The 19971-nt window shown below is 64.0% G+C and carries 15 protein-coding genes; 3 read left to right on the plus strand and 12 right to left on the minus strand.

The window, feature by feature from the left end; genetic code table 11:
• The first annotated feature begins 96 nt into the window (after nt 1–96).
• Nucleotides 97–2565, plus strand: coding sequence for an Ig-like domain-containing protein (locus tag AN401_RS19330; protein WP_198401777.1), 2469 nt, complete (start codon nt 97–99; stop codon nt 2563–2565).
• A 55-nt stretch (nt 2566–2620) separates the two neighbouring features.
• On the opposite strand, the gene AN401_RS19335 is transcribed toward AN401_RS19330, so the two are convergent.
• From AN401_RS19335 to gspE, 12 genes are all read right to left on the minus strand, one after another.
• The gene (locus AN401_RS19335; protein WP_096780233.1) at nt 2621–6190 is read right to left on the minus strand and encodes an MSCRAMM family protein; all 3570 of its coding nucleotides are present in this window, start codon (nt 6188–6190) and stop codon (nt 2621–2623) included.
• Nucleotides 6191–6654: 464 nt separating this feature from the next.
• Entirely contained in the window at nt 6655–8739 is a 2085-nt protein-coding gene (gspD, locus tag AN401_RS19340) for a type II secretion system secretin GspD (protein ID WP_096780234.1), read from the minus strand.
• On the minus strand, nt 8736–9308 hold the full coding sequence (locus AN401_RS19345) for a hypothetical protein (RefSeq protein ID WP_176442013.1): 573 nt from the start codon (nt 9306–9308) through the stop codon (nt 8736–8738). Before AN401_RS19345 ends, gspD begins: the two co-directional genes overlap by 4 nt.
• A complete protein-coding gene (gene gspM / locus AN401_RS19350) occupies nt 9305–9916 on the minus strand; it encodes a type II secretion system protein GspM (RefSeq protein ID WP_094039021.1) in 612 nt (203 codons plus the stop codon). Before gspM ends, AN401_RS19345 begins: the two co-directional genes overlap by 4 nt.
• On the minus strand, nt 9913–10995 hold the full coding sequence (locus AN401_RS19355) for a type II secretion system protein GspL (protein ID WP_096780235.1): 1083 nt from the start codon (nt 10993–10995) through the stop codon (nt 9913–9915). Before AN401_RS19355 ends, gspM begins: the two co-directional genes overlap by 4 nt.
• Before the next feature lie 12 nt (nt 10996–11007).
• Nucleotides 11008–11907 (minus strand): type II secretion system minor pseudopilin, encoded by a 900-nt coding sequence (locus tag AN401_RS19360; protein ID WP_232513353.1) that lies wholly within the window; start codon nt 11905–11907, stop codon nt 11008–11010.
• Nucleotides 11897–12571 (minus strand): prepilin-type N-terminal cleavage/methylation domain-containing protein, encoded by a 675-nt coding sequence (locus AN401_RS19365; RefSeq protein WP_096780236.1) that lies wholly within the window; start codon nt 12569–12571, stop codon nt 11897–11899. The genes AN401_RS19360 and AN401_RS19365 overlap by 11 nt, the downstream gene beginning before the upstream one ends.
• Nucleotides 12568–12969 carry a type IV pilus modification PilV family protein gene (locus tag AN401_RS19370; protein ID WP_094039025.1) on the minus strand — a complete coding sequence of 134 codons (402 nt, stop codon included), beginning with the start codon at nt 12967–12969 and terminating at the stop codon, nt 12568–12570. The genes AN401_RS19365 and AN401_RS19370 overlap by 4 nt, the downstream gene beginning before the upstream one ends.
• Nucleotides 12962–13408: a GspH/FimT family pseudopilin gene (locus tag AN401_RS19375; protein ID WP_094039026.1), complete on the minus strand. Its 447-nt coding sequence runs from the start codon at nt 13406–13408 to the stop codon at nt 12962–12964. Before AN401_RS19375 ends, AN401_RS19370 begins: the two co-directional genes overlap by 8 nt.
• Nucleotides 13377–13808, minus strand: coding sequence for a type II secretion system major pseudopilin GspG (gene gspG / locus AN401_RS19380; protein ID WP_094039027.1), 432 nt, complete (start codon nt 13806–13808; stop codon nt 13377–13379). Before gspG ends, AN401_RS19375 begins: the two co-directional genes overlap by 32 nt.
• 10 nt (nt 13809–13818) lie before the next feature.
• Nucleotides 13819–15039 (minus strand): type II secretion system F family protein, encoded by a 1221-nt coding sequence (locus AN401_RS19385; protein ID WP_094039028.1) that lies wholly within the window; start codon nt 15037–15039, stop codon nt 13819–13821.
• A 1-nt stretch (nt 15040) separates the two neighbouring features.
• Nucleotides 15041–16756, minus strand: a complete 1716-nt coding sequence (gspE, locus tag AN401_RS19390) for a type II secretion system ATPase GspE (RefSeq protein ID WP_094039029.1) — start codon at nt 16754–16756, stop codon at nt 15041–15043.
• A 226-nt stretch (nt 16757–16982) separates the two neighbouring features.
• Between gspE and gdhA the strand changes: the two genes are divergently transcribed.
• Entirely contained in the window at nt 16983–18335 is a 1353-nt protein-coding gene (gene gdhA, locus AN401_RS19395; protein WP_096780237.1) for an NADP-specific glutamate dehydrogenase, read from the plus strand.
• Nucleotides 18336–18584: 249 nt separating this feature from the next.
• Complete coding sequence (urtA, locus tag AN401_RS19400) at nt 18585–19895, plus strand: urea ABC transporter substrate-binding protein (protein WP_232513354.1); 1311 nt, start codon at nt 18585–18587, stop codon at nt 19893–19895.
• The last annotated feature ends 76 nt before the right edge of the window (nt 19896–19971 follow it).

The following is a 19971-nucleotide window of genomic DNA, read 5'->3' on the forward strand; positions in this document are numbered from 1 at the left end:
AGCATCTCATTGCCCGCCCTCGCCGCGCCGGATCATCATGGTCATCAACATCCGTCTCATCATAATGAAGCCTCGAGTGAACCCAAGCGTTTGGCCATGGCGTACACCCTGTCGCTAAATAATATGGCGAAAGCGGCGGGAAGACAGGACGACAACCTGATGCTGTCCCTGGTTGAAGAACGGCGGCAGCTGTTGCTGGCACTGGCCGAGCAGGCGCCGGCCGAGGTGTTTCCGGTGTTATTGCCGGCTGACAAGGTCAAGGGCATGCCTCCCCGGGTACGGGAGAAGCTCGAGCAGAAACATCTTATCGAAGGGGTCATAGAGCAGAGCTATCTGGACTTTGAGGACGGTAGCCATCAACTGCGATATCACCTGATCACCGAGCGGGGTGAGCGGGTAGGCCTGCATATGGATGTTGCCCAAGCGGGTCTGGAAACGGGAAAGCGGGTACAGGCCAACGGGTTGTTGCTCAGTGGTGAAGGGCAGTCGGAGGATCAGCTCTTCGTGACCGAAGCCGGGCAGAACCTGCTGTTTCTGGCCCAGGGTGGCGGAACCGATGGAGGCAGCAACGGAGGTGATGCCCTTGCCAGCTCGGCGGCCATGGGAGAGCAAAAAACCCTGGTGCTGCTGGTCAATTTTGCCGATGACACCGCCATGCCCTGGACCCGGGAGCAGGTCGGCTCGGTGGTGTTTAATGAAACTAACAATTTCATTAAGGAAAACTCCAATGGCCGGACCTGGCTTAGCGGCGATGTCAAAGGCTGGTTCACCCTGCCTCTAAGCAAGAGCAGCTGCGTGTCCGGCGATATCATTCGCGAGGCGCGGAACCAGGCCGAGGCGGCCGGTGTGGATCTGACCGCCTACCATCGCTTTGTTTACGCTTTTCCCTACACGACCGCCTGCGCGTTTTCCGGCTCCGCCTCCGTGGGGGGCTACACCTCGTCCATGTTGCTGAACGGCCGTATGTACTGGAACCTGGTGGCGCATGAGTTTGGCCATAACCTGGGTCTGGGCCATGCCCATGGCCTGGAATGCGGCGCCGGGGTAATCGGTGGCAGTTGCCAGCATGTGGAGTACGGCGATGGTGTGGACGTCATGGGCGCCGGCAGGGGGCACTACAGCCCCTTCCAGAAAGAATGGCTGAACTGGTTCGACGCCGGCGAGGTGATCACCGTGACCAAGAGCGGCCAGTACACGCTGGAAGGCTATGCCTCCGATCGCCCTGGACCCCGGGTATTGAAGATACCGCGCGGTGTGGACGACAAGGGTAATCAGTCCTGGTATTACGCGGAGTTCCGCGAGCCCGTCGGGTTCGACGCCGTGCTGGCCTCCAACGCCAATATCCAGAACGGCCTGGTGGTACGCACAGGGGTGCAGGGACAGCGGGGCTCGAATTACCTGCTGGACATGACGCCCGGCAGCCGCAGCGGTAATTCCGACTTTAGCGATCCGGCACTGGAAGCGGGTTTGCTGTTTGCCGACGACAAGGCCGGGGTCAGTGTCACTACCGATTGGGTCGACGGCAGCCGGGCCGGCGTTTCCGTCTGGCTGAACGGCGGCGGCCAGGGCAGTGTTTGCCTGCCCTCTGCGCCTACCCTGAGCATCAGCCCGGGAGAAAGCCAGTGGGTAGAAGCCGGTACCCGGGTGACCTACAGCGTCAGCCTGACCAATAACGACAGCAGTGGTTGCGGCAACAATACCTTTAACTTCCACACCCAGGGGCCCGATGGCTGGTCCGCCTTCACCCTGAGTGGCAGCCTGACCCTGGCGCCGGGTGAAACTCAGACGACCAGCCTGAGAGTGACTTCGGATACCAGTGCGGCCCCCGGCTTCTATGATATCCGGGTGACGGCACAGAGCGGTGCCCATGGTCAGTCGGCCCGCGTCACTTACGTGGTGGACGGTGATATGACCGAGCCAGCCCCTGGGCCCACCGAGCCGGTGAATAACTCACCGGTCGCGGTCAATGACGGCGCCAGTACCCGGCAGGATAGCGCCGTGACCATCAAGGTACTGGCCAACGACTCCGATCCGGATGGCGATGCCATCGGCGTGAGTGCGATAAGCGGAGTCAAGAATGGCAGCACCAGGCTCAATGCCGACGGCTCCGTGACCTTCACTCCCGCCAGTGGCTTCAGCGGCACCGCCGGCTTCAACTACAGCATTTCCGATGGACGGGGCGGTAGCGCCAGCGCCAGCGTGACGGTAACAGTCAATGCGGTGCAGGAGCCGGAGGTCAAAAACAGCCCCCCGGTGGCGGTGGACGACAGCCAGGTGCTGACCAGCCTGGAGCCGGTAAAGATAGCCGTGCTGGCCAACGATTATGATCCGGATGGAGACAAGCTGGCGGTGGTATCGGTGACGCAGGGGGCCCGTGGTACCGTCACCCTCAATGGCGACGGTACCCTGAGCTACAGCCCCAGGAACAACCTGAAGACGACGGACAGCTTCGGCTATACCATTTCCGATGGACGGGGCGGCAGTGCCAGCGCCAGCGTTTATATAGAACTGCAGGCCCAGGAAAGCAGCGGGTCGACTGGCAAGGGCAACGGTCGCAATAAATAGCGGCATCAAAAAAAAATGGCGGGCCCAAGGGCCCGCCGTTTTTGCTTATGCCGCTTTAGAAGCAGATATTGTTGTTATAGGCATCCAGGATGCCATGCAGGTTGGTGGCTGCCTGGCGTTGGGGATGCTTGTTACCGATCTTGCCGGACTTGGCGTCATAGCCCACGGCGCTCAGCAGGGCGTCGGCGGCGGCGATGGTCGCGGCTGTATTGGCGCACTGGCTGGCGCCGGCCGCGATATTGGCCTTGGCGGCCACCAGGGAGCGGGCCAGCTTGAAGTCGGCGAAACTGGCCATCACCTTGCCGGTAGTGATGCTGCGGTGGCGCAGTACATTCACCGCATCGGCACAGGTGCTAAGCACCACATTGCCGGCGCTGAGCGGCAGTACATCGTCCAGCAGCCAGTAGCCATTGGCCGAGCCACCGTTTTTCTCGGCGGTTTTCACCTGGTTGCCGTTGGTGCAGGTGCTCCAGTTGCTCCAGTAGCCGGGGGTTCGGCGATCGCCTTCCGGTTTGACGTTGTCCACCACCAGATGCAGGGTGTCGCCCGGTTCCACCAGTAGATCGGTGCCTGCGCCGAAGTCGATGCAGCGGTTGCCCTCGTCTTCCGGATTATCCGGGTTGTAGGGGCTGAGCGCCATATCGCCCACACCGTCGCCGTCGGTATCCAGGTACCAGTTGGCGGTGGTGCCGGCGGGGATGCCCAGTTCGCACAGGGTGTAGGTGCCGTCGGCTTTCAGCTTGATGCCGCCGAAGGTGAGCAGGCCATCCAGTTTGCCCAGGGTGTTGTCGCTGGCAAGCTGGGTGCCGCCGAAGCCATCGGGGCCTTTATACAGCCGGAAGTTGACGTCCATGGCGGGGTTGACCACGCCGTTGAACAGCTTCAACAGAGCCACCATGATCCGCTTGGTGTTGGTAAAGGTACAGACCACGGTTTCGCCGTCGTCCACGCTGATGGTGGCGGTGCGGCTGGTCAGGTTGGTCGAGGTACCGACATTGTTGACGCCGGACTTGGGATCCTCACACACCAGGTCGGTCAGGTCATAACCGATCAGGGTCGGATCCAGTTCGGTCACCTCATAGACGCCGGGTTCCACATTATCGAAGAAGCGTGACACATAAACGCCTTCGGTCACTGTGGTCAGGTCGAAGCTGCCGGTGCTGTCGGCCGAGTTGACATTGTCTGCATACTCGAAGGTATCGACGCCGCCGATCGAGATTTTCCTGATCTCGATAAAGCCGGGGGCCGCCAGTTTTTCGTTGGTGAAGGTACAGGTGACCACGGCGCCCGGTGCAACCGCTACATCGAATACCGAGAGTTGACCAACGTTGACCTGGCCGGTGGCCACACCGTTTTCGTCCTTACAGGCGATGGCCACCAGGCTGAAGTTGTTGGCGCTGGGGTCGTCTTCGCTCAGATCATAGGAGCCGGGCTTGACCTCGTAGCTCTTCGATACCGGGGTATTGAAGGCGGTGGTGGTCAGGCTGTCCAGCAGCAGCTCCTGGGCTTCGCTGTCGGCGGTGAAGTGGAAGGTGCCGTTAGGATCCAGGTTCGGATTGCCTGTCACCACTTTTTCCACGATCAGGGTGCTGCGGGCGGTGTTTTCAAAGGTACATGCAAACACCTTGTCGGCATCGGCGGGCAGGTTGACGCTGAAGCTGCAACTGCCCAGGCTGCCGTCGTGGTTGGTTACCTTGGTCAGATCCCAGCCATCCTGCGGGGTTTCCACTATGGTGTAGTTGCCTTCGCCCAGCAGGGCGTCGAACAGTATCATGCCTCCGGCTGTTGTTTTGGTTTCATTCACGCCGTTACCGCTCAGGGTGAACTCCCAGCCGTCCTCGAACCCGGCGGGAAGGGTGACCTTGACCACTTTCGCCTTGGCCGGTACGGCGTTATTGAGGAACTCGACCATGCCGAAACAGGCGGGCAGGTCTATGCTCACTTCCTGGTTATTTTGCTGCACGGCAAAACCGGCGGCGGGCTGCTCGATCACCTTGTAGTCGCCGGGTTCCAGCCCGGAAACGGTGACGGACTTGTTGGTCTCGCCGGCGTTGAAGGTGATGGAGACGCTGTCGACCAGGGTTTCTGTCAATCCTTCCACCTTGTAGACACCGAACCAGAAGGTGGCGCTTTCCGCTCCTTGCAGTATGTTGGCGATGGACTTGTCGATGGTCAGCTCGACTTCGGCCTCGGCGGTGATGCCTACGCTGAAGCTGGCCTCTTTTTCGAAACCATCGGAGCCGACCAGGGTGGCGGTATCGGACAGCTCGCCGTCGGTGATGATCCTGGGTTCATCCAGGTGCACCGTTTTCCTGAAGACGGCAAAGCCGCTATTGAATTGCGGATCCGAGATCCAGGTCGAGCTGGTCACATTGGCGGTCGGGCCACTGAAGCTGCCGGAGGCGCCGCTGTGTTGCACCACGGAGAAGCTCAGGCCGGCACCGGTGATAGCTTCCACATCGGTAATAACGGCGCTGTCGTTGACGGTGCTGCCGCTGGGAGTGATGCCGGTGGAGGCTTCCGCGGTCAACTCGCCGGAGATAACCACATCGGGGAAGATGGGATCCTCATAGGTGGCGACCGCCTTGTCCCGCAAACCGGTGACGCCGGCCTGATGCTCCGGCAGTACCAAGGTATGAGTCAGGGTCTTGCTTTCGCCCGCCAGAATGGTAGTGGGGGCAAAGATCTTGGTGTCCAGGATCTGTTCAACACCGCCGAGGGTACCGTAGATGGTATCGGTCAGGTGAATGATGATGTCCCGGTGCGAGGGGTTGGTGGCGGTGATGTTGGTCACAATGGTGACGTTGCCGCCCTCGGTTTCCATCTTGGTCCAGGTGACGGTAATAAAGGTATCCTGGCTCAGCTCGTTTGCTTCATCACAGGTATTGAAGAAGTGCAGGTTGGCCGGGTTCGCGTCCTTGACGATGTTCCACGCAAAGAAGGTGTCCTTGGTGGCGGACATGTTCTTAGCCAGGGTCTGCGGCAGTATCTCTTTTACCGGAATGGAGATATCCCGGTTACCCACACCGGCGGTACCCAGGTTCTCGTTGAGGGTGTTGGAGTGCAGCGAGGATCCCGGATAGAGGTGGGAACCCAGCGCCAGCCGTTGTACCCAGTCGAATACGCAGGTGGTGCCCTTGTTCTGGGTGATCTTTATGGAGCGGTAGATGCTGGCATCGCTGGCGGTTTTCTGCATGGCTCCGACGACGATGCTGCAACTGGCGTGGGACAGGGCGGTGTTGACCACCGGCACCGAGATAAAATCCCAGCCGGTGGCGGTGCCGCCACTGACGGACCTTTCATGATCGCCGGCAACCGCCAGGTCATAGGTGGTGGTGGCCGCGGTCTGGCTACCCAATGAGGTAGTCAGCCGGTGGGGCACCAGATCCAGTTCGTTCCAGCCCTTGCCCAGGTTACCCGTGGTGTACTCGCTGTCGTTACATATAAAGCCACCCGGGGTTGGGATATAGCTGGCGGTGCTGCCTTTGCAACCCTCGAAGGTAAGGTTGACGTGCTGTGGCGCTATGGCAAAAGCCTGGTAGCTGATCAACGTCAGCATCAGCAGGGCGAGCAGATGCAGCAGCCCCCTGAATGACGTTATGCAGCGGGATAGTAAGCTGCTCATGTCCTTTCTCCTCTGAAGTGATCTAGGACTTGAAATAACCATTCCGGCTCTGTGGCATGATTGCCGCAAGGGTCGGCACTTATTTCGTGCTCTCTAGTACCCTCCCTACAAGGCCGCCCGGACCCTGCATACGGCAGAGGCTCTCCGGGGATGTTCCGGCTTAAGAGAGATACCCCAAGACAGCATTTTCCATGCCTGCTATTCAGGTTTTTGAAAAGTAAGGATTTTTCTGTTTATCAAGGAGGGGTAATGCAAGGAAGTGTTAGGCTGGTGTTACGCCTGCCGGAGGGGTAAGGCTAACTGGTTGAGTTTTAAGGGAAAGGAAAAGAATGGCACTGTATCGATGGTGTGACACGAGCCGGATCTGGTGCTCCTGGCGCCGCCCGGCCGGCGGCTAATGCGCCGGCTACCTTTGTTTCCCGCTGAGTGGGAAGGCAGGCGGGCCGCCTGCCTTCCACACCTTGCTACATCGCCACCCCCTGCAGCTTGCGGCGGTATTCCTGGGTGACGGCGCGGGCATCCTGCGGGTTGGCCACGGCGGTGGGGGTGATCAGCACCACCAGCTCGGTGCGCTTGATGTTGGTGCCGCTGCTGCCGAACAGCCAGCCCAGCACCGGCACGTGGCGGATGCCGGGCACGCCCTGGCTGTCCTGGTTCTTGTTTTCGCGGATAAGGCCGCCCAGCACCAGGGTCTCGCCGCTCTGTATCGCCACCCGGGTGTCTATCTTGCGCTGGGTGATGGTGGGCGACTGGATATTGGAAGTGGTGGTGGCGGCCACGTCGTTCACCTCCTGGATAAGCTCCAGCACCACCATGCCGCCGGCGTTCACCCGCGGGGTCACCTCCAGCAGCACGCCGGTGTCCCGGTACTGGATGGTGCTGGTGACGTTACCCACGTCGCTGTTGAGGTTGGTGGTTTCCGAGGTGCGGATCGGCACCTGGTCGCCCACCCGGATCTGGGCCTTCTGGTTGTCCAGCACCATCAGCGAGGGGGAGGAGATCACGTTCACCTTGGAGTCGCTGGCCAGGGCGGTGAGCAGGGCGCGGGTGCCGCTGGCGCTGAACACCTCGTAGCTGGCGCTGGAGGCCGCCAGGCTGGTGGCGGTGGGGATGGGAATGGGGCCCAGGCCGCCGGCGCCGGTGCGGCCGCCGCCCAGGTTGTTCTTGAAATACCACTGCAGGCCGTAGCGCAGTTCGTCCTCCAGGCTTACTTCCACTATGGTGGCTTCCACCAGCACCTGCAGCGGCAGTTGATCCAGCCGCTTGATGGCCTGCTCCACCTTGGCGTAGTCGGCGCCGGCGGCCATCACCACCAGGGCGTTGCGTTCGGTGTCGGCGATCACGCTCACCTCGCCCACATCCAGGTTGGCGGCGTTGATGCCGGTGGCGATTTGCAGCGGGGCGCCGTCGTCCCCGGGGGCGCTGGCCGGCGGCAGGGGGGAATCGCCCCGGTTGCGGCGCTGGCTGTCGAACAGCTGGTTGAGCAGTTCGGCCAGGTGATCGGCCTTGCCGTTCTGCACATGGTACACGTACATGTTCAGCCCGCGCGGGTTCTCGGCCCTGTCCAACCGCTCTATCCACACCCGGGCATCGGTCAGGTAGCGCTCCTGGGGGGTGATCACCAGCAGGGCGTTGAGCCGTTCTATCGGCAGGTAGCGCACCATGCCGGCCAGCGGGCCTTCGGCCTCGTCGCCGAAAATCGCCTGCAGCTCGCCGGCAATGACGTCGGCGCTGCTGGCCTGCAGCCGGAACAGCCCCACCGACATGCCGCGCAGCTGGTCCACGTCGAACAGGTTGACCGTTTCACGGATGTTGAGCAGCTCGTCCCGGGTGCCCACCAGGGTGATCATGTTGCGCCTGTCGTCCACCATCATGGCGCCCTGGCGTGGCTTCACCGGCTCCAGTATCTTCTCCATTTCCCGCGCGCCGATGTAGCGCAGCGGCAATATCAGCATCTGGTAGCCCCGCTCGGCGGTGGGCGCCAGCCGGGGGTTGAGGGCGGACGACGGCACCTCGCTGGCCGGCACCACGCTGAACAGGCCCTGGCTGTGCACCAGGGCGGCGCCGTGGGTCTGCAGCAGGCTTTCCAGGGTCGGCAGCAGGGCCTCTTCGCGGATGGGGCTGTTGGTCTGCAGGTACACCTGGCCGCGCACCCGTTCGTCGAGGGAGTAGTTGAGCTGCAGGATATCGCCCAGTATGGTCTTCACCACTTCGGCGATGTCCGAGCCCTGGAAGTTGAGGGTGATGTCGCCGGGCGCGGGAGGCGGGGCCTCTTCCGTTTGCCCCAGCCGGACGAAGTTGCCCGAGCCGCGGTAGATTTCGCTGCGGGTACCCGGGCTTGCGGCCGGCCCCGTGGCGGTGTCTGCCGGGGTGGGCATTAATTCTTCGTCCCGGGGAGGGAGGCGCACCGGGTCATAGCTGCTGGTCACCCTGGCCTGGCCCCAGGGCTTGTCGAGGGCGCCCCTGTCCCCGGTGGGGGTGGTGCAGGCGATCAGCAGGGTGCAGGAGAAGCCGATGCACAGCCATTTGCTCTGGTGAAACTTGCTCATGATGATTCCCCGCTACTTCCCTGTTCGTTGTTGTTGTCCGGTTCGGTGACGGTATCGCCATTGCCATCGCCGGGCTCGGCCGGCGCGGCTTCCGGGGTGCCTTCCTGCCCGGCAGGAACCTCGGCGGCCGGCTCGTCGGCGAGGGGGCGGCTGGAGGGCAGCCGGGGCTCCCACAAATCCAGGCGCAAGCTCTGGACGCCATCGCTCAGGGTCACGGCGTCCGTCGCTATTTCCTCCAGCTGCCAGCCGCCATCCAGGTACATGCCCACCTTGAGCCGGGCCCGCCCTTCTCCCTGGCGTTCGCTGAACAGCGCCAGTTGCTGGTCGCCTTCCCACACCACCCCGGTCAGGCGCCACTTTTCCCGCATGGCGGCGGCGCTTTCGCTGACGGGATCCTCGTCGTCGGTACCGGCCTGGGGCCGACGGCTCTCGTCGAACAGCGGCCGGTTGATGATCTCGTCGAACTGCTCCAGGGGGGGGTAGCCCGGCGCCGGGGCGCCGTCGTCCTGGGCCCGGCTGGCCGGCAGCCAGAGCGCCGGCAGGGCCAGCAATAGCAACCAGGGCTTCATAGCGCCTCCCTCTGGGTGTAGCCGATCAGATCGAAGCGAACGTCGAGCGAGGGGATCTGCCGCAATCGGGGATCCTGCCGGCGTATCACTATGTTCCTGTTGATCTGGACGGCCGGGCGGCGTGGATTGGCGGTGATCACCAGGCCCTGGATAAAGAGCGCGGGCCGGCCCGACTCCAGGGCGTGGAGCAGGGGCACCAGTTGGTCCAGCTCGCCGCGCAGGTGTACCCTCAGCATCACCCCCGGCAGGGGGGCCTCGCTGCCGAGGGGCGCGTTCTGCACGCTCACCAGCTGGCCGCCGCTGTTGCTTACCAGGCGGTTCAGGTGTTGCTGCAGCCAGGCCGAGGCCAGCGCCGGGCGCCGTTCCGGCAGGTAGAGGCCGGTGTCTGGGGTATCGGCCCGCAGTTGCTGCAGCGCCTGCTCGGTTTGCTCCAGCTCGGCGGACAGCCGCTGGTAGCGGTTAAGCTGATCCTCCAGCTGGGCGATGGTGGCGCCCTGTTGCAGGAAGAGCCCGAGCAGGGGGTTGATGACCAGGCTGAAGGCCAGCACCAGCACCAGCACCAGCAGCCCCAGGGCCGCCGCCTGCTGCTGGCGGGCGTTCAGGTTCATAAGGATGCCTCCTCGCCGAAGCGGGCGTCGATCATGAAGCGGTCCTTGTTGGTGGCCGGGTTGTTGGTTACCGGCGAGCTGAAGCGCACATCAAAAAACAGGGGGGAGGCTTCCAGCAGGCCGATAAGCTCGGAGGCATTGGCCGACTCGCCGCGGATCTGCACCGCGCCGTCGAGCAGTTCGAAGCGGCTGAGCCAGGTGTGGTCGGGCAACTGGCGGGTCAGTTCGTCCAGCAGCGGCAGCACGGCGGGCCGGCTCGTCCTTTCCCGGGCCAGGAACTGGCGGCTTTGCTGCAGTTCTTCCAGCTGCTGCTTGAGGGCGGCAGCCTGCTCCGCTCGTTGTTTGGGAATATTCAACTGGGCGTCGAGCGAGTCGATGCGATTCTGACGTTGATAGAGGGGAACCGCTATCAGCAGGAACAGCATCACCAGCACCAGGGCGCCGTTCAGGTTCTTCATCCGGCCGGCCTTGAGTGCCGCCGCGCTTCGGGTCACCGGCAGCGGTATGGCCGGCGCCTCCGGGTGGTCGGCGTCATGGAGGGTGGCGGGAGCCAGGCCCAACTCTTCCAGCTCGGCCAGCATTGGGTCCACCTGGGACTTGGGCGCCAGCAGCAGGCTGACCTGGAGCTGGGGGTTGTCTTTCTCGCGGGGCGCGGCCTTGAAGCCAAAATAGACCTGATCGGCACTGAATGGGGTGTGCCTGTCCATCTCGAAACGCAGCACATTGGCCAGGTTGCCGGCGGTGGCCGCCGGCAGGGAGATGCGGGTGAATAGCAACTCGCCGGCGGGCAGGCAGAGGTGGGTGCTGTCCGCCTGCTTCAGCAGCCTGTCCAGGGCGTCGGCCTGGGCCGGCGCACCGGTCAGGGTCAGTTGTTCGCCCTGGGGCTCCAGCGCCAGCCGGTAGCCGTCCTGTCCGGGATAAATGGCGAGCCGCTGTTTCTGGCCGAGCAGGCGCCGGCTCAGGTGCGGAGGCAGCAGGCTAAGCAGCTGCCGGCTCCACCATTGCCAGAACAGGGAGCAGGATTGCCATAGCCGGCGGCCGTAATGGTTCAGCTTCTGTACTATGTTCTCCCCGTCCATAGGGAATCTCCGTTAGTCGTCCGGCTCGGTGAACAGCGGGATGGATTCCTGGGTGACCTGTTCCACCATGGCCTGGCCGCGACGGTCGATCAGGCTGGCCGTCAGGTGGTAGCGGTAAACCGTATTCATACGAGCTTCAGTATGAATAGTGTAGTTGACCCCGGGGGCGCCGCCAGAGAGGAATTGGCGGGGGAAGACGTTGGTCGCCGGGGGCGGCAGGCCGTCCTCATGGCTCCGGCGCCTGTCCTCGATAAACTGATCGACGGTCGTTTCGTCGGCGCCGGGCAGGGCCAGCAGCACCTGGCGCGGCGCATAGAGGGGATTGATGGCGTTGCGCGGATTGCGGATGGTCAGGCTGTGCCGGATCCGGCGGTAGATCTCCGGCGTCATGCCCAGCACCCGCAGCACTTCCTCCACCGACGGGAAGGGGGCGTTGGCGGGGCCGTAGTCCAGCCCGGCGGCGAGATAGTCGTCGTATTCGGCCCCATGCAGCCGGCGCAGATCGTCGCCGTCGCGCCAGTCCATGATGGCGTCCACCAGTTGGGCGCGCAGGCCGTCGTCCAGATCCGCGGTGGCCAGCAGGCCGTCGAGCAGCTCGGGGCCGGCGGCGTTGAGATCGATGCGCCCGCTTTCGTTGAACAGGGCCACCCGGATATCGATGTCGTCCAGCCGTATCAGGTAGGGGCTGCCGTCGGCCAGCCAGGGCTGGTGCTCCTGGGGCTGGGCCAGCGCCAGCAGCACCAGCTGCACCCCGGCGTCGGCGGCGTGGCGAACCTGGGCGGCATGGGTGAGGTAGCGGCTCTGCTGGGCCTGGCTGCGGCTGTTGAGGGAAAGCCCGGTCGCCATCAGGGTCAGCAGGATCAGCACCCAGAGCACGCTGACCAGGGCGATGCCCCGTTGCCTAGTATTCATCCTTGATCTCATAGCGGCGGTCTCCGGGGGAGATGATCAGGGCGGGCCAGTCCGAGTCCAGCTGCAGCCGGATCAAGGCCGGCAGCTGTGCCTGCTCCAGCCAGTCCGTTTGCCAGTGGGGCAGGCGGTTGTCTTCTTCCCGGGGCAGGTACTGAAGCGTCAGTTCGCCCACCTCCAGCGCCAGCAGGGGCGGCAGCAGCTCGGGCTGGCGGAAGTCGTCCAGCAGCCGGTACCAGTCGAAGGGCTCGAGCTCCTGTTGCTGCTCCGGGTTGCCGTCGGCAATGAACGGCTGGGTTTTCAGCAGCAGCAGGGGATGGTCGGGATCGGTTTGGTCCAGCGCCAGGTAGAACCAGGCCGGCTGCGCCGGACCGCCGTCTTTGTGGGGCAGGGGAGCCAGGAACAGCAGCGAATCCTCGCCGCCCTGGAACGACAGCATCTGGGTCTGGCGTATGTCCCAGATGTCCCTGGGCTGTGCCCGGGACAGCAGGTTGCGCAGGAACAGCTGCAACTGCACCGCTTCGCCGAGCCGGTCGTTGTGGCGCTCGACCGTCTCCCAGGCCCGGCCGGCGAGGCGGAAGCCGCCGAACATCAGCCCCGAGAGCAGGGTCAGCAGGGTCAGCGCCACCACCAGCTCCAGCAGGGTAAAGCCGCCTTGTCGCTTCATCGGGCCTCCAGCCGCACCAGCCGCAGGGTGCTGAGCCGATACTGCTGGTCGCGGCCCCAGCCCACCACCACTTCCATCCGGTAGGGCATCAGCATGGAGTCGTTTTCCATCAGCCCCCGCAGGTCGAACTCCTCCACCCGGGTTTCCCACCAGTAGTGGTCGTCAAACCAGCCCTGCTCCCGGCCCGGCCGCAGGCGGCTGCCGGCGTCCAGTTCGGTCAGTTTCGACTCCGCCAGCAGCATGGCCTTCTGCTGCTCCAGGGCACTCTGGGTGGTGCGGATGGCCAGGGAAAAGATGTTGAGCAGCACCCCCAGGGTGACGGTCAGCACCGCAAAGGCGACCAGCACCTCCAGCAGGGAAAATCCCCCCTGGCCGGGGCGGGCCCTGCCCCTAGTCATGGAAGGCCACCTTGCCGGTCAGCCAGTGCACCTCTATGCGGTAATCCTGGCCGGATCCGGCCACCACCAGGGTGCCGCCGCTGCTGGTGCCGTCCGGGTAGAAGACGATGCCCGGCTGCCCGGGCTCGGTGGTTTCCGCCAGCCGCAGTTCAACCTGTTCCGGCCAGGGATAGGGCGCCTCCCGCCCGGACAGCCGGCTCTGGCGGCCTTCCTGGTCGAGCACCAGGGCGACCTCTTCGCCGGTGGCGATGGCCTGGCTGCGGGCCAGCCGCAGCAGGGCGGCGGTTTGCCGGCTGTAGCTTTTCAGTTCGGCCCCGGGCAGCAGGGCGGCGAAGCGGGGCAGGGCCACCGCCAGCGCCAGGGTGGAAATGGTCAGCACCACCAGCAGCTCCAGCAGGGTAAAGCCCCTATTCCCAACTGACCACGTCCTGCGCCTCACCCGTGCCTCCTTCCCGGTTGTCCGAGCCCAGGCTGAACAGGTCGAATTCCCCGTGCTGGCCGGGCGAGCGGTACTGGTAGTCGTAACCCCAGGGATCCTTGGGAATGGTCCTCTTGGTCAGGTAGGGGCCGTTCCAGCCCCGGGCGTTGGCGGGGGCGCTGAGCAGGGCGTCCAGGCCCTCGGCGGTGGTGGGATAGCGGCCCACCTCCAGCCGGTACAGATCCAGCGCCGTGCCGAGTTCCCTGATCTGCAACTGTGCCGTCTTGGTCTTGGAGCCGGCCAACTGGCGCAGCACCTGGGGCCCGACCAGGCTGGCCAGCAGGCCCAGGATCACCAGCACTACCAGCAGTTCGAGCAGGGTAAAGCCGAATCGTGATTTTCTCGTCTTGTTGTAACGCACTGTTGCCTCCCTATATGGGCAGTTCACTGATGCCGAGAATGGCCACCAGAATGGAGATGATGATGCCGGCGATGACCACGCCCAGGCCGACGATCAGCACCGGCTCCAGTATGGTCAACAGACGATGGATGGCGTTTTCCACTTCCCGGTCGTAGGTGTCGGCCACCTTGAGCAGCATGTCCTCCAGCTGGCCGGTTTCCTCGCCCACCCGGATCATCTGTATCGCCAGGGGCGGGAACTGGCCCGAAGCCTGCAACGGTTCGGCCAGGCGGCGACCTTCCTTCAGGCTGCCGGCGGCTTCCATCAGGGTATTGGCCAGCAACTGGTTGCCGACGGTGTCGCGGGCGATGTTCAGGGCGCTGAGCAGGGGCACGCCGCCCTTCATCAGGGTGCCCAGGCTGCGGCTGAAACGGGCCACCTCCAGCCGGCGGATCAGCTCCCCGGCCAGGGGCAGGCGCAGCAACAGGCCGTCCCAGGCCAGGCGCTGGTCGGGTTTGGCCAGCTGGCGCCGGCCGTAGATCAGGCCCAGCAGGATCAGCAGCAGCAGCCAGGGCCCCATGTCGCGCAGGAACTCGGCGGCGCCAATCACCACCCGGGTGGCCAGGGGCATGGCCTGGCCCATGTCGGCGAACAGCTGCTGGAACTGGGGGATGACGTAGGTGAGGATGATCAGCAGCGACACCGCCGATACCAGCAGCAGTATGATGGGGTAGATCAGTGCCGACATCGCCTTCTCCCTGAGCAGGCGGCTGCGCTCCAGGTACAGCGCCAGGTCGGACAGGCCCTGCTCCAGGTTGCCCGAGACCTCGGCGGCCCTGACCATGTTCAGGTAGAAGGGGGAGAAGGCCGCGTCCTGCTCCGCCAGCACCGCCGACAGGGTCTGGCCGCGCTGTATGCCCTCGCGGATCTGGCCGAGCAGACGGATGTCGTCACCCTTGTCGCGCACCTGGATCATGATGCCGAAGGCCCGCTCCAGGGGAACGCCGGCCTTGAGCAGGGCGGCCAGATCCTGGGTGAGCGCCTGGATCTGGCGCTCGCCCACCCGCTTGCGGCCCAGCCTCAGCCCCAGCCCGGACGAGGCGGCGCTCCGGCCGTCGGCCGGCTCCACGCTGAGCGGGATCAGGCCCCGCTGTTGCAGCTGCAGCACTATGGCCTGCTGATCGGCGCCTTCGAGCCGGCCTTCCTGTACCTCGCCGCTCTGGCTGACCGCCTTGAAGTAGAACAGCGCCATCTCAGGCCTCCTGGGTAACCCGGATCACCTCTTCCACGTTGGTGATCCCCTGCAGGGCCTTGTGCAGGCCGTCGCCGTACATGGTCCTCATGCCGTGGCGGATGGCGGCCTCCTGGATCTTGCCGGCGTCGGCGTGGCTCAGCACCAGCTTGCGGATATCGTCGTTCATGGTGAGCAGTTCCTGGATCGCCAGCCGGCCGTGGTAGCCGGTGCCGGCACAGCGGGCGCAGCCCACCGGCCGGAACAGGCGGAGGGGCTCGCCCGCCGCCGGCGGCGCCAGTTTCAGCTCCCGCACCAGCTCCGGCAGCGGCTGGTAGCTTTCCTTGCAGTGGGGGCAGAGCACCCGCACCAAACGCTGTCCGATCACCGCATTGAGGGTGGAGGTGAGCAGGTAGTCCTCCACCCCCATTTCCAGCAAGCGGGTCACGCTGCTGGCGGCGTCGTTGGTGTGCAGGGTGGACAGCACCAGGTGGCCGGTGAGGGCCGACTGCACGCAGATGCGGGCGGTTTCCAGGTCGCGCATTTCCCCCACCATGATGACGTCCGGGTCCTGGCGCACGATGGAGCGCAGGGCGCTGGCGAAGCTGAGCCCGATACTCGGCTTGACGTGGATCTGGTTGACCCCCTCCAGCTGGTATTCCACCGGGTCTTCCACCGTGATCAGCTTGCGCTCCGTGGTGTTGAGCTGGTTGAGGGCGGTGTAGAGGGTGGTGGTCTTGCCGCTGCCGGTGGGGCCCGTGACCATCAGCATGCCGTGGGGGATCCTCAGCACCTGTTGCAGCCGGGCCTTGGTGTCTTCGGCAAAGCCCAGGGCGTCGAAGTCCAGCACCACGCTTTCCCGGTTGAGCAGCCGCATCACCAGGCTTTCGCCGTGCATGGTGGGCACGGTGGACACCCGGATATCCAGCTCCATCCCCTGGATTTTCAGCTCGATGCGGCCGTCCTGGGGCAGGCGGCGTTCGGCGATGTTGAGCCGGGCCATGATCTTGATGCGGGAGATGATGGCCGGGGTCATGTTCACCGGCGGGGCCTCGCTTTCCTGCAGCACGCCGTCGATGCGGTAGCGGATCTTGAGCCGGTTCTCGAAAGGCTCCACATGGATGTCGGAGGCGCGCAGATCCACCGCCTTCTGGATGATCAGGTTGACCAGGCGGATCACCGGCGCCTCGCTGGCCATGTCCTTGAGCTGGGCGATGCTTTCTTCCGTTTCCTCTTCCTGCTGCACCGCCGAGAGGATGTCGCCCATCTTGCTCTGGCCCTCGCCGTAGAGCCGCTCGATGGCGGCGGCGAGCTCCGAGTTCACCCCCACCTGCAGCCGCACCGGCTGGCGGCACATCATGGCCATGGCCCGGGCGGCGAAGTCGTCCCGGGGATCGACCATGGCCAGCACCAGGGCGTCCGGCTCCTGGCGCAGCGGCATCAGGTGGTGTTCCTTCAAAAAACGGTAGGACAGGGCCGTGTCCAGTGGCGGGGACAGGGGATATTCCTCGGCGGTGGTAAGCGGCAGCCGGGTCAGCTCGGCCAGGCAGCGGGCCAGTTCCCGCTCGGAGATCATGCCCAGGTTGAGCAGCAGGGTGGCGAGGCTGCCGCCGTCGGCCTGGCCCTGGCGCATGCGTTCCAGGCGTTGCAATTCCCTTTCGCTGATGTGGCCCTGCTCGATCAGGGCCTGGCCCAGGCGGCTGTCGTCGGGGGACGAAATCACTTCGTTGGCATCCATACACTTGCTCCCCTGTTTTCTGGATCAAGCATAGACCGATTTACCAACGAGCTGGTGGGGCGGGCGGGGAAGCGGCGCGCAAAAAGGAATAAATATTCGCTTTTTTAGCAATAATTATTTACTCGTCAACCATTGACCGGATGGCTGTATCCATATATCAATACCAGCGGGTCTTAATATGTATCCCAGATGAAAAGATCAACAAGATAACAACAAGGAAGATATCGTGACGTATATCCACGACACCATCGTCAAGCTCCAGAAAACCAGTCCGGCACAAGCAGAGTTCTACCAGGCGGTAGAGGAAGTTCTGGATTCGCTCCAGCCCATCCTCGAAACCAACGAGAAGTACAAGCTGCACTCCATTATCGAACGCATGGTCGAGCCCGAGCGCCAGATCATGTTCCGGGTGCCCTGGGTGGACGACCAGGGCAAGGTCCAGGTCAACAAGGGCTACCGCATCGAGTTCAACTCGGCGCTGGGGCCCTATAAAGGCGGCCTGCGTTTCCACCCCAGCGTGAACGCCGGCATCATCAAGTTCCTCGGCTTCGAGCAGATCTTCAAGAACGCCCTCACCGGCCTGCCCATCGGCGGCGGCAAGGGCGGCGCCAACTTCGATCCCAAGGGCAAGTCCGACGGCGAGATCATGCGCTTCTGCCAGTCCTTCATCAACGAGCTGTACCGCCACATCGGCCCCACCACCGACGTGCCCGCCGGCGACATCGGCGTGGGTGCCCGGGAAATCGGCTATATGTTCGGCCAGTACAAGCGCCTCACCGGCAACTACGACGGCGTCTTCACCGGCAAGAGCCTGCTGTGGGGCGGCTCCCTGGTGCGCAAGGAGGCCACCGGCTACGGCTGCGTCTACTTTGCCCAGTACATGCTGGCGGACAAGGGCGACAGCCTGGCGGGCAAGCAGTGCCTGGTGTCCGGCGCCGGCAACGTGGCCATCTACACCATCGAGAAGCTGTATGAGCTGGGCGCCCGTCCGGTGACCTGCTCCGACTCCAGCGGCACCCTTTACCATGAGGCCGGCATCGACCTGGCCACCCTGAAGGAGCTGAAGGAAGTGCGCAAGGCGCGGCTGAGCGAGTACCTGGTGGCCCATCCGGACGCCAGGTTCATCCCGGTGACCGACTACCCGGCCGACGGCCACGCGGTATGGCGCATCCCGGCCCAGCTGGCCTTCCCCTGCGCCACCCAGAATGAGCTGACCGAGGCCGACGCCCAGGCGCTGGTGGCCAACGGCGTGATCGCCGTGTCCGAAGGCGCCAACATGCCCTCCACCCAGGACGCGGTGGAAGTCTTCCTCGACGCCAGAATCTGCTACGGCCCGGGCAAGGCGGCCAACGCCGGCGGCGTGGCCACCAGCCAGCTGGAAATGGCCCAGAACGCCAGCATGCAGCGCTGGAGCTTCGAGGAGGTGGACGAGAAGCTGAAGGTGATCATGAAGAACATCTACCTCAGCGCCAGCACCACCGCCGCCGAGTTCGGCGAGCCCCACAACCTGGTGCTGGGCGCCAATATCGCCGGTTTCCGCAAGGTGGCCGACGCCATGATCGAGCAGGGCGTGGTGTAAGCGAGCGGTTCGCTCCACCCCGTCTAAAGGCCCGGTATTCCGGGCTTTTATTTTTTCCGGTGCGCCCAACTTTGGTGCGGGCCCTGCCTCGCCCTCCCGGTATTGCACCTTTTTGGAGGGGAAGGGGAGAAAACAGGATACCCAATAATGGGTATATCACTGTTTTGGTAGATGCTTCTGTGCTGGCACAGCCTTTGCTTCAAGCGAAGCAGGCAATCGAAAAAAGTGTTTCAGCACAAGGAGCTTATCGTGAAAAAATCCCTCTGTTATACCGCCCTGCTGGCCGCCGGCCTGGCCACCTTTACCGCTCAGGCCCAGGATGACGTGATCAAGGTCGGGGTGCTGCACTCCCTGTCCGGCACCATGGCCATCAGCGAATCCACCCTGAAAGACACCGTACTGATGCTGATCGAGCAGCAGAACGCCGCCGGCGGCCTGCTGGGCAAGAAACTGCAGCCGGTGGTGGTGGATCCGGCCTCCAACTGGCCGCTGTTCGCCGAGCGGGCGCGGGAACTGCTGGCCCAGGAGAAGGTGGACGTGATCTTCGGCAACTGGACCTCGGTGTCGCGCAAGGCGGTGCTGCCGGTGGTGGAAGAGCTGAACGGCCTGCTGTTCTACCCGGTGCAGTACGAGGGCGAGGAATCCTCCCAGAACGTGTTCTACACCGGTGCCGCGCCCAACCAGCAGGCCATTCCGGCGGTGGACTACCTGATGAAGGAACTGGGCGTGGAGCGCTGGGTGCTGGCCGGCACCGACTATGTGTACCCGCGCACCACCAACCGCATCCTCGAGGCCTACCTCAGGGATCATGGCGTGGCCGAGGCCGACATCATGATCAACTACACCCCCTTCGGCCATTCCGACTGGCAGAACATCGTGGCCGAGATCAAGCGCTTCGGCAGCGCCGGCAAGAAGACTGCCGTGGTGTCCACCATCAACGGCGACGCCAACGTGCCCTTCTACCGCGAGCTGGGCAACCAGGGCATCGACGCCGCCGACATCCCGGTGGTGGCCTTCTCGGTGGGCGAGCAGGAGCTGTCCGGCATCGACACCGGACCCCTGGTCGGCCACCTGGCGGCCTGGAACTACTTTATGAGCGTGGATAGCGACGCCAACGGCGACTTTATCGATGCCTGGACCGCCTTTACCAAGAACGACGACGCCGTGACCAACGACCCCATGGAGGCCCACTTTATCGGTTTCAACATGTGGGCCGAGGCGGTGCGCAAGGCCGGCAGCACCGAGGTGGACGCGGTAAAGGACGCCATCATCGGGGTGACGGTGCCCAACCTGAGCGGCGGCTACGCCACCATGTTGCCCAACCACCATATCACCAAACCGGTCCTCATCGGAGAGATCCAGGACGATGGCCAGTTCGAGGTGGTCTGGCAGACCGCGGGTACCGTGATGGGCGACGCCTGGTCCGATTACTTGCCCGGCTCCCGGGATCTGGTGGCCGACTGGACCGCGCCCATGCGTTGCGGCAACTACAACGTGACCACCGGCAAGTGCGGCGGCAGCCAGGCCGTGGCGGAAGCCCAGGCAGCGCTGGGGAATTAAGCCGGAAGCTGAGAGCGGGAAGCCGGAAGCTTTCAGGCGGACCCCTGCCATGACTTGGGGGTGGCATGCCCCCTTG

Source organism: Zobellella denitrificans, assembly GCF_002407485.1.
In the GTDB taxonomy this organism is placed as follows: domain Bacteria; phylum Pseudomonadota; class Gammaproteobacteria; order Enterobacterales; family Aeromonadaceae; genus Oceanimonas; species Oceanimonas denitrificans.

Coding starts and splice junctions, on each gene's coding strand:
- AN401_RS19330 (WP_198401777.1), top strand. CDS start 97: ATGGCGTACACCCTGTCGCTAAATAATATGGCGAAAGCGGCGGGAAGA.
- AN401_RS19335 (WP_096780233.1), bottom strand. CDS start 6,190: ATGAGCAGCTTACTATCCCGCTGCATAACGTCATTCAGGGGGCTGCTG.
- gspD (WP_096780234.1), bottom strand. CDS start 8,739: ATGAGCAAGTTTCACCAGAGCAAATGGCTGTGCATCGGCTTCTCCTGC.
- AN401_RS19345 (WP_176442013.1), bottom strand. CDS start 9,308: ATGAAGCCCTGGTTGCTATTGCTGGCCCTGCCGGCGCTCTGGCTGCCG.
- gspM (WP_094039021.1), bottom strand. CDS start 9,916: ATGAACCTGAACGCCCGCCAGCAGCAGGCGGCGGCCCTGGGGCTGCTG.
- AN401_RS19355 (WP_096780235.1), bottom strand. CDS start 10,995: ATGGACGGGGAGAACATAGTACAGAAGCTGAACCATTACGGCCGCCGG.
- AN401_RS19360 (WP_232513353.1), bottom strand. CDS start 11,907: ATGAATACTAGGCAACGGGGCATCGCCCTGGTCAGCGTGCTCTGGGTG.
- AN401_RS19365 (WP_096780236.1), bottom strand. CDS start 12,571: ATGAAGCGACAAGGCGGCTTTACCCTGCTGGAGCTGGTGGTGGCGCTG.
- AN401_RS19370 (WP_094039025.1), bottom strand. CDS start 12,969: ATGACTAGGGGCAGGGCCCGCCCCGGCCAGGGGGGATTTTCCCTGCTG.
- AN401_RS19385 (WP_094039028.1), bottom strand. CDS start 15,039: ATGGCGCTGTTCTACTTCAAGGCGGTCAGCCAGAGCGGCGAGGTACAG.
- gspE (WP_094039029.1), bottom strand. CDS start 16,756: ATGGATGCCAACGAAGTGATTTCGTCCCCCGACGACAGCCGCCTGGGC.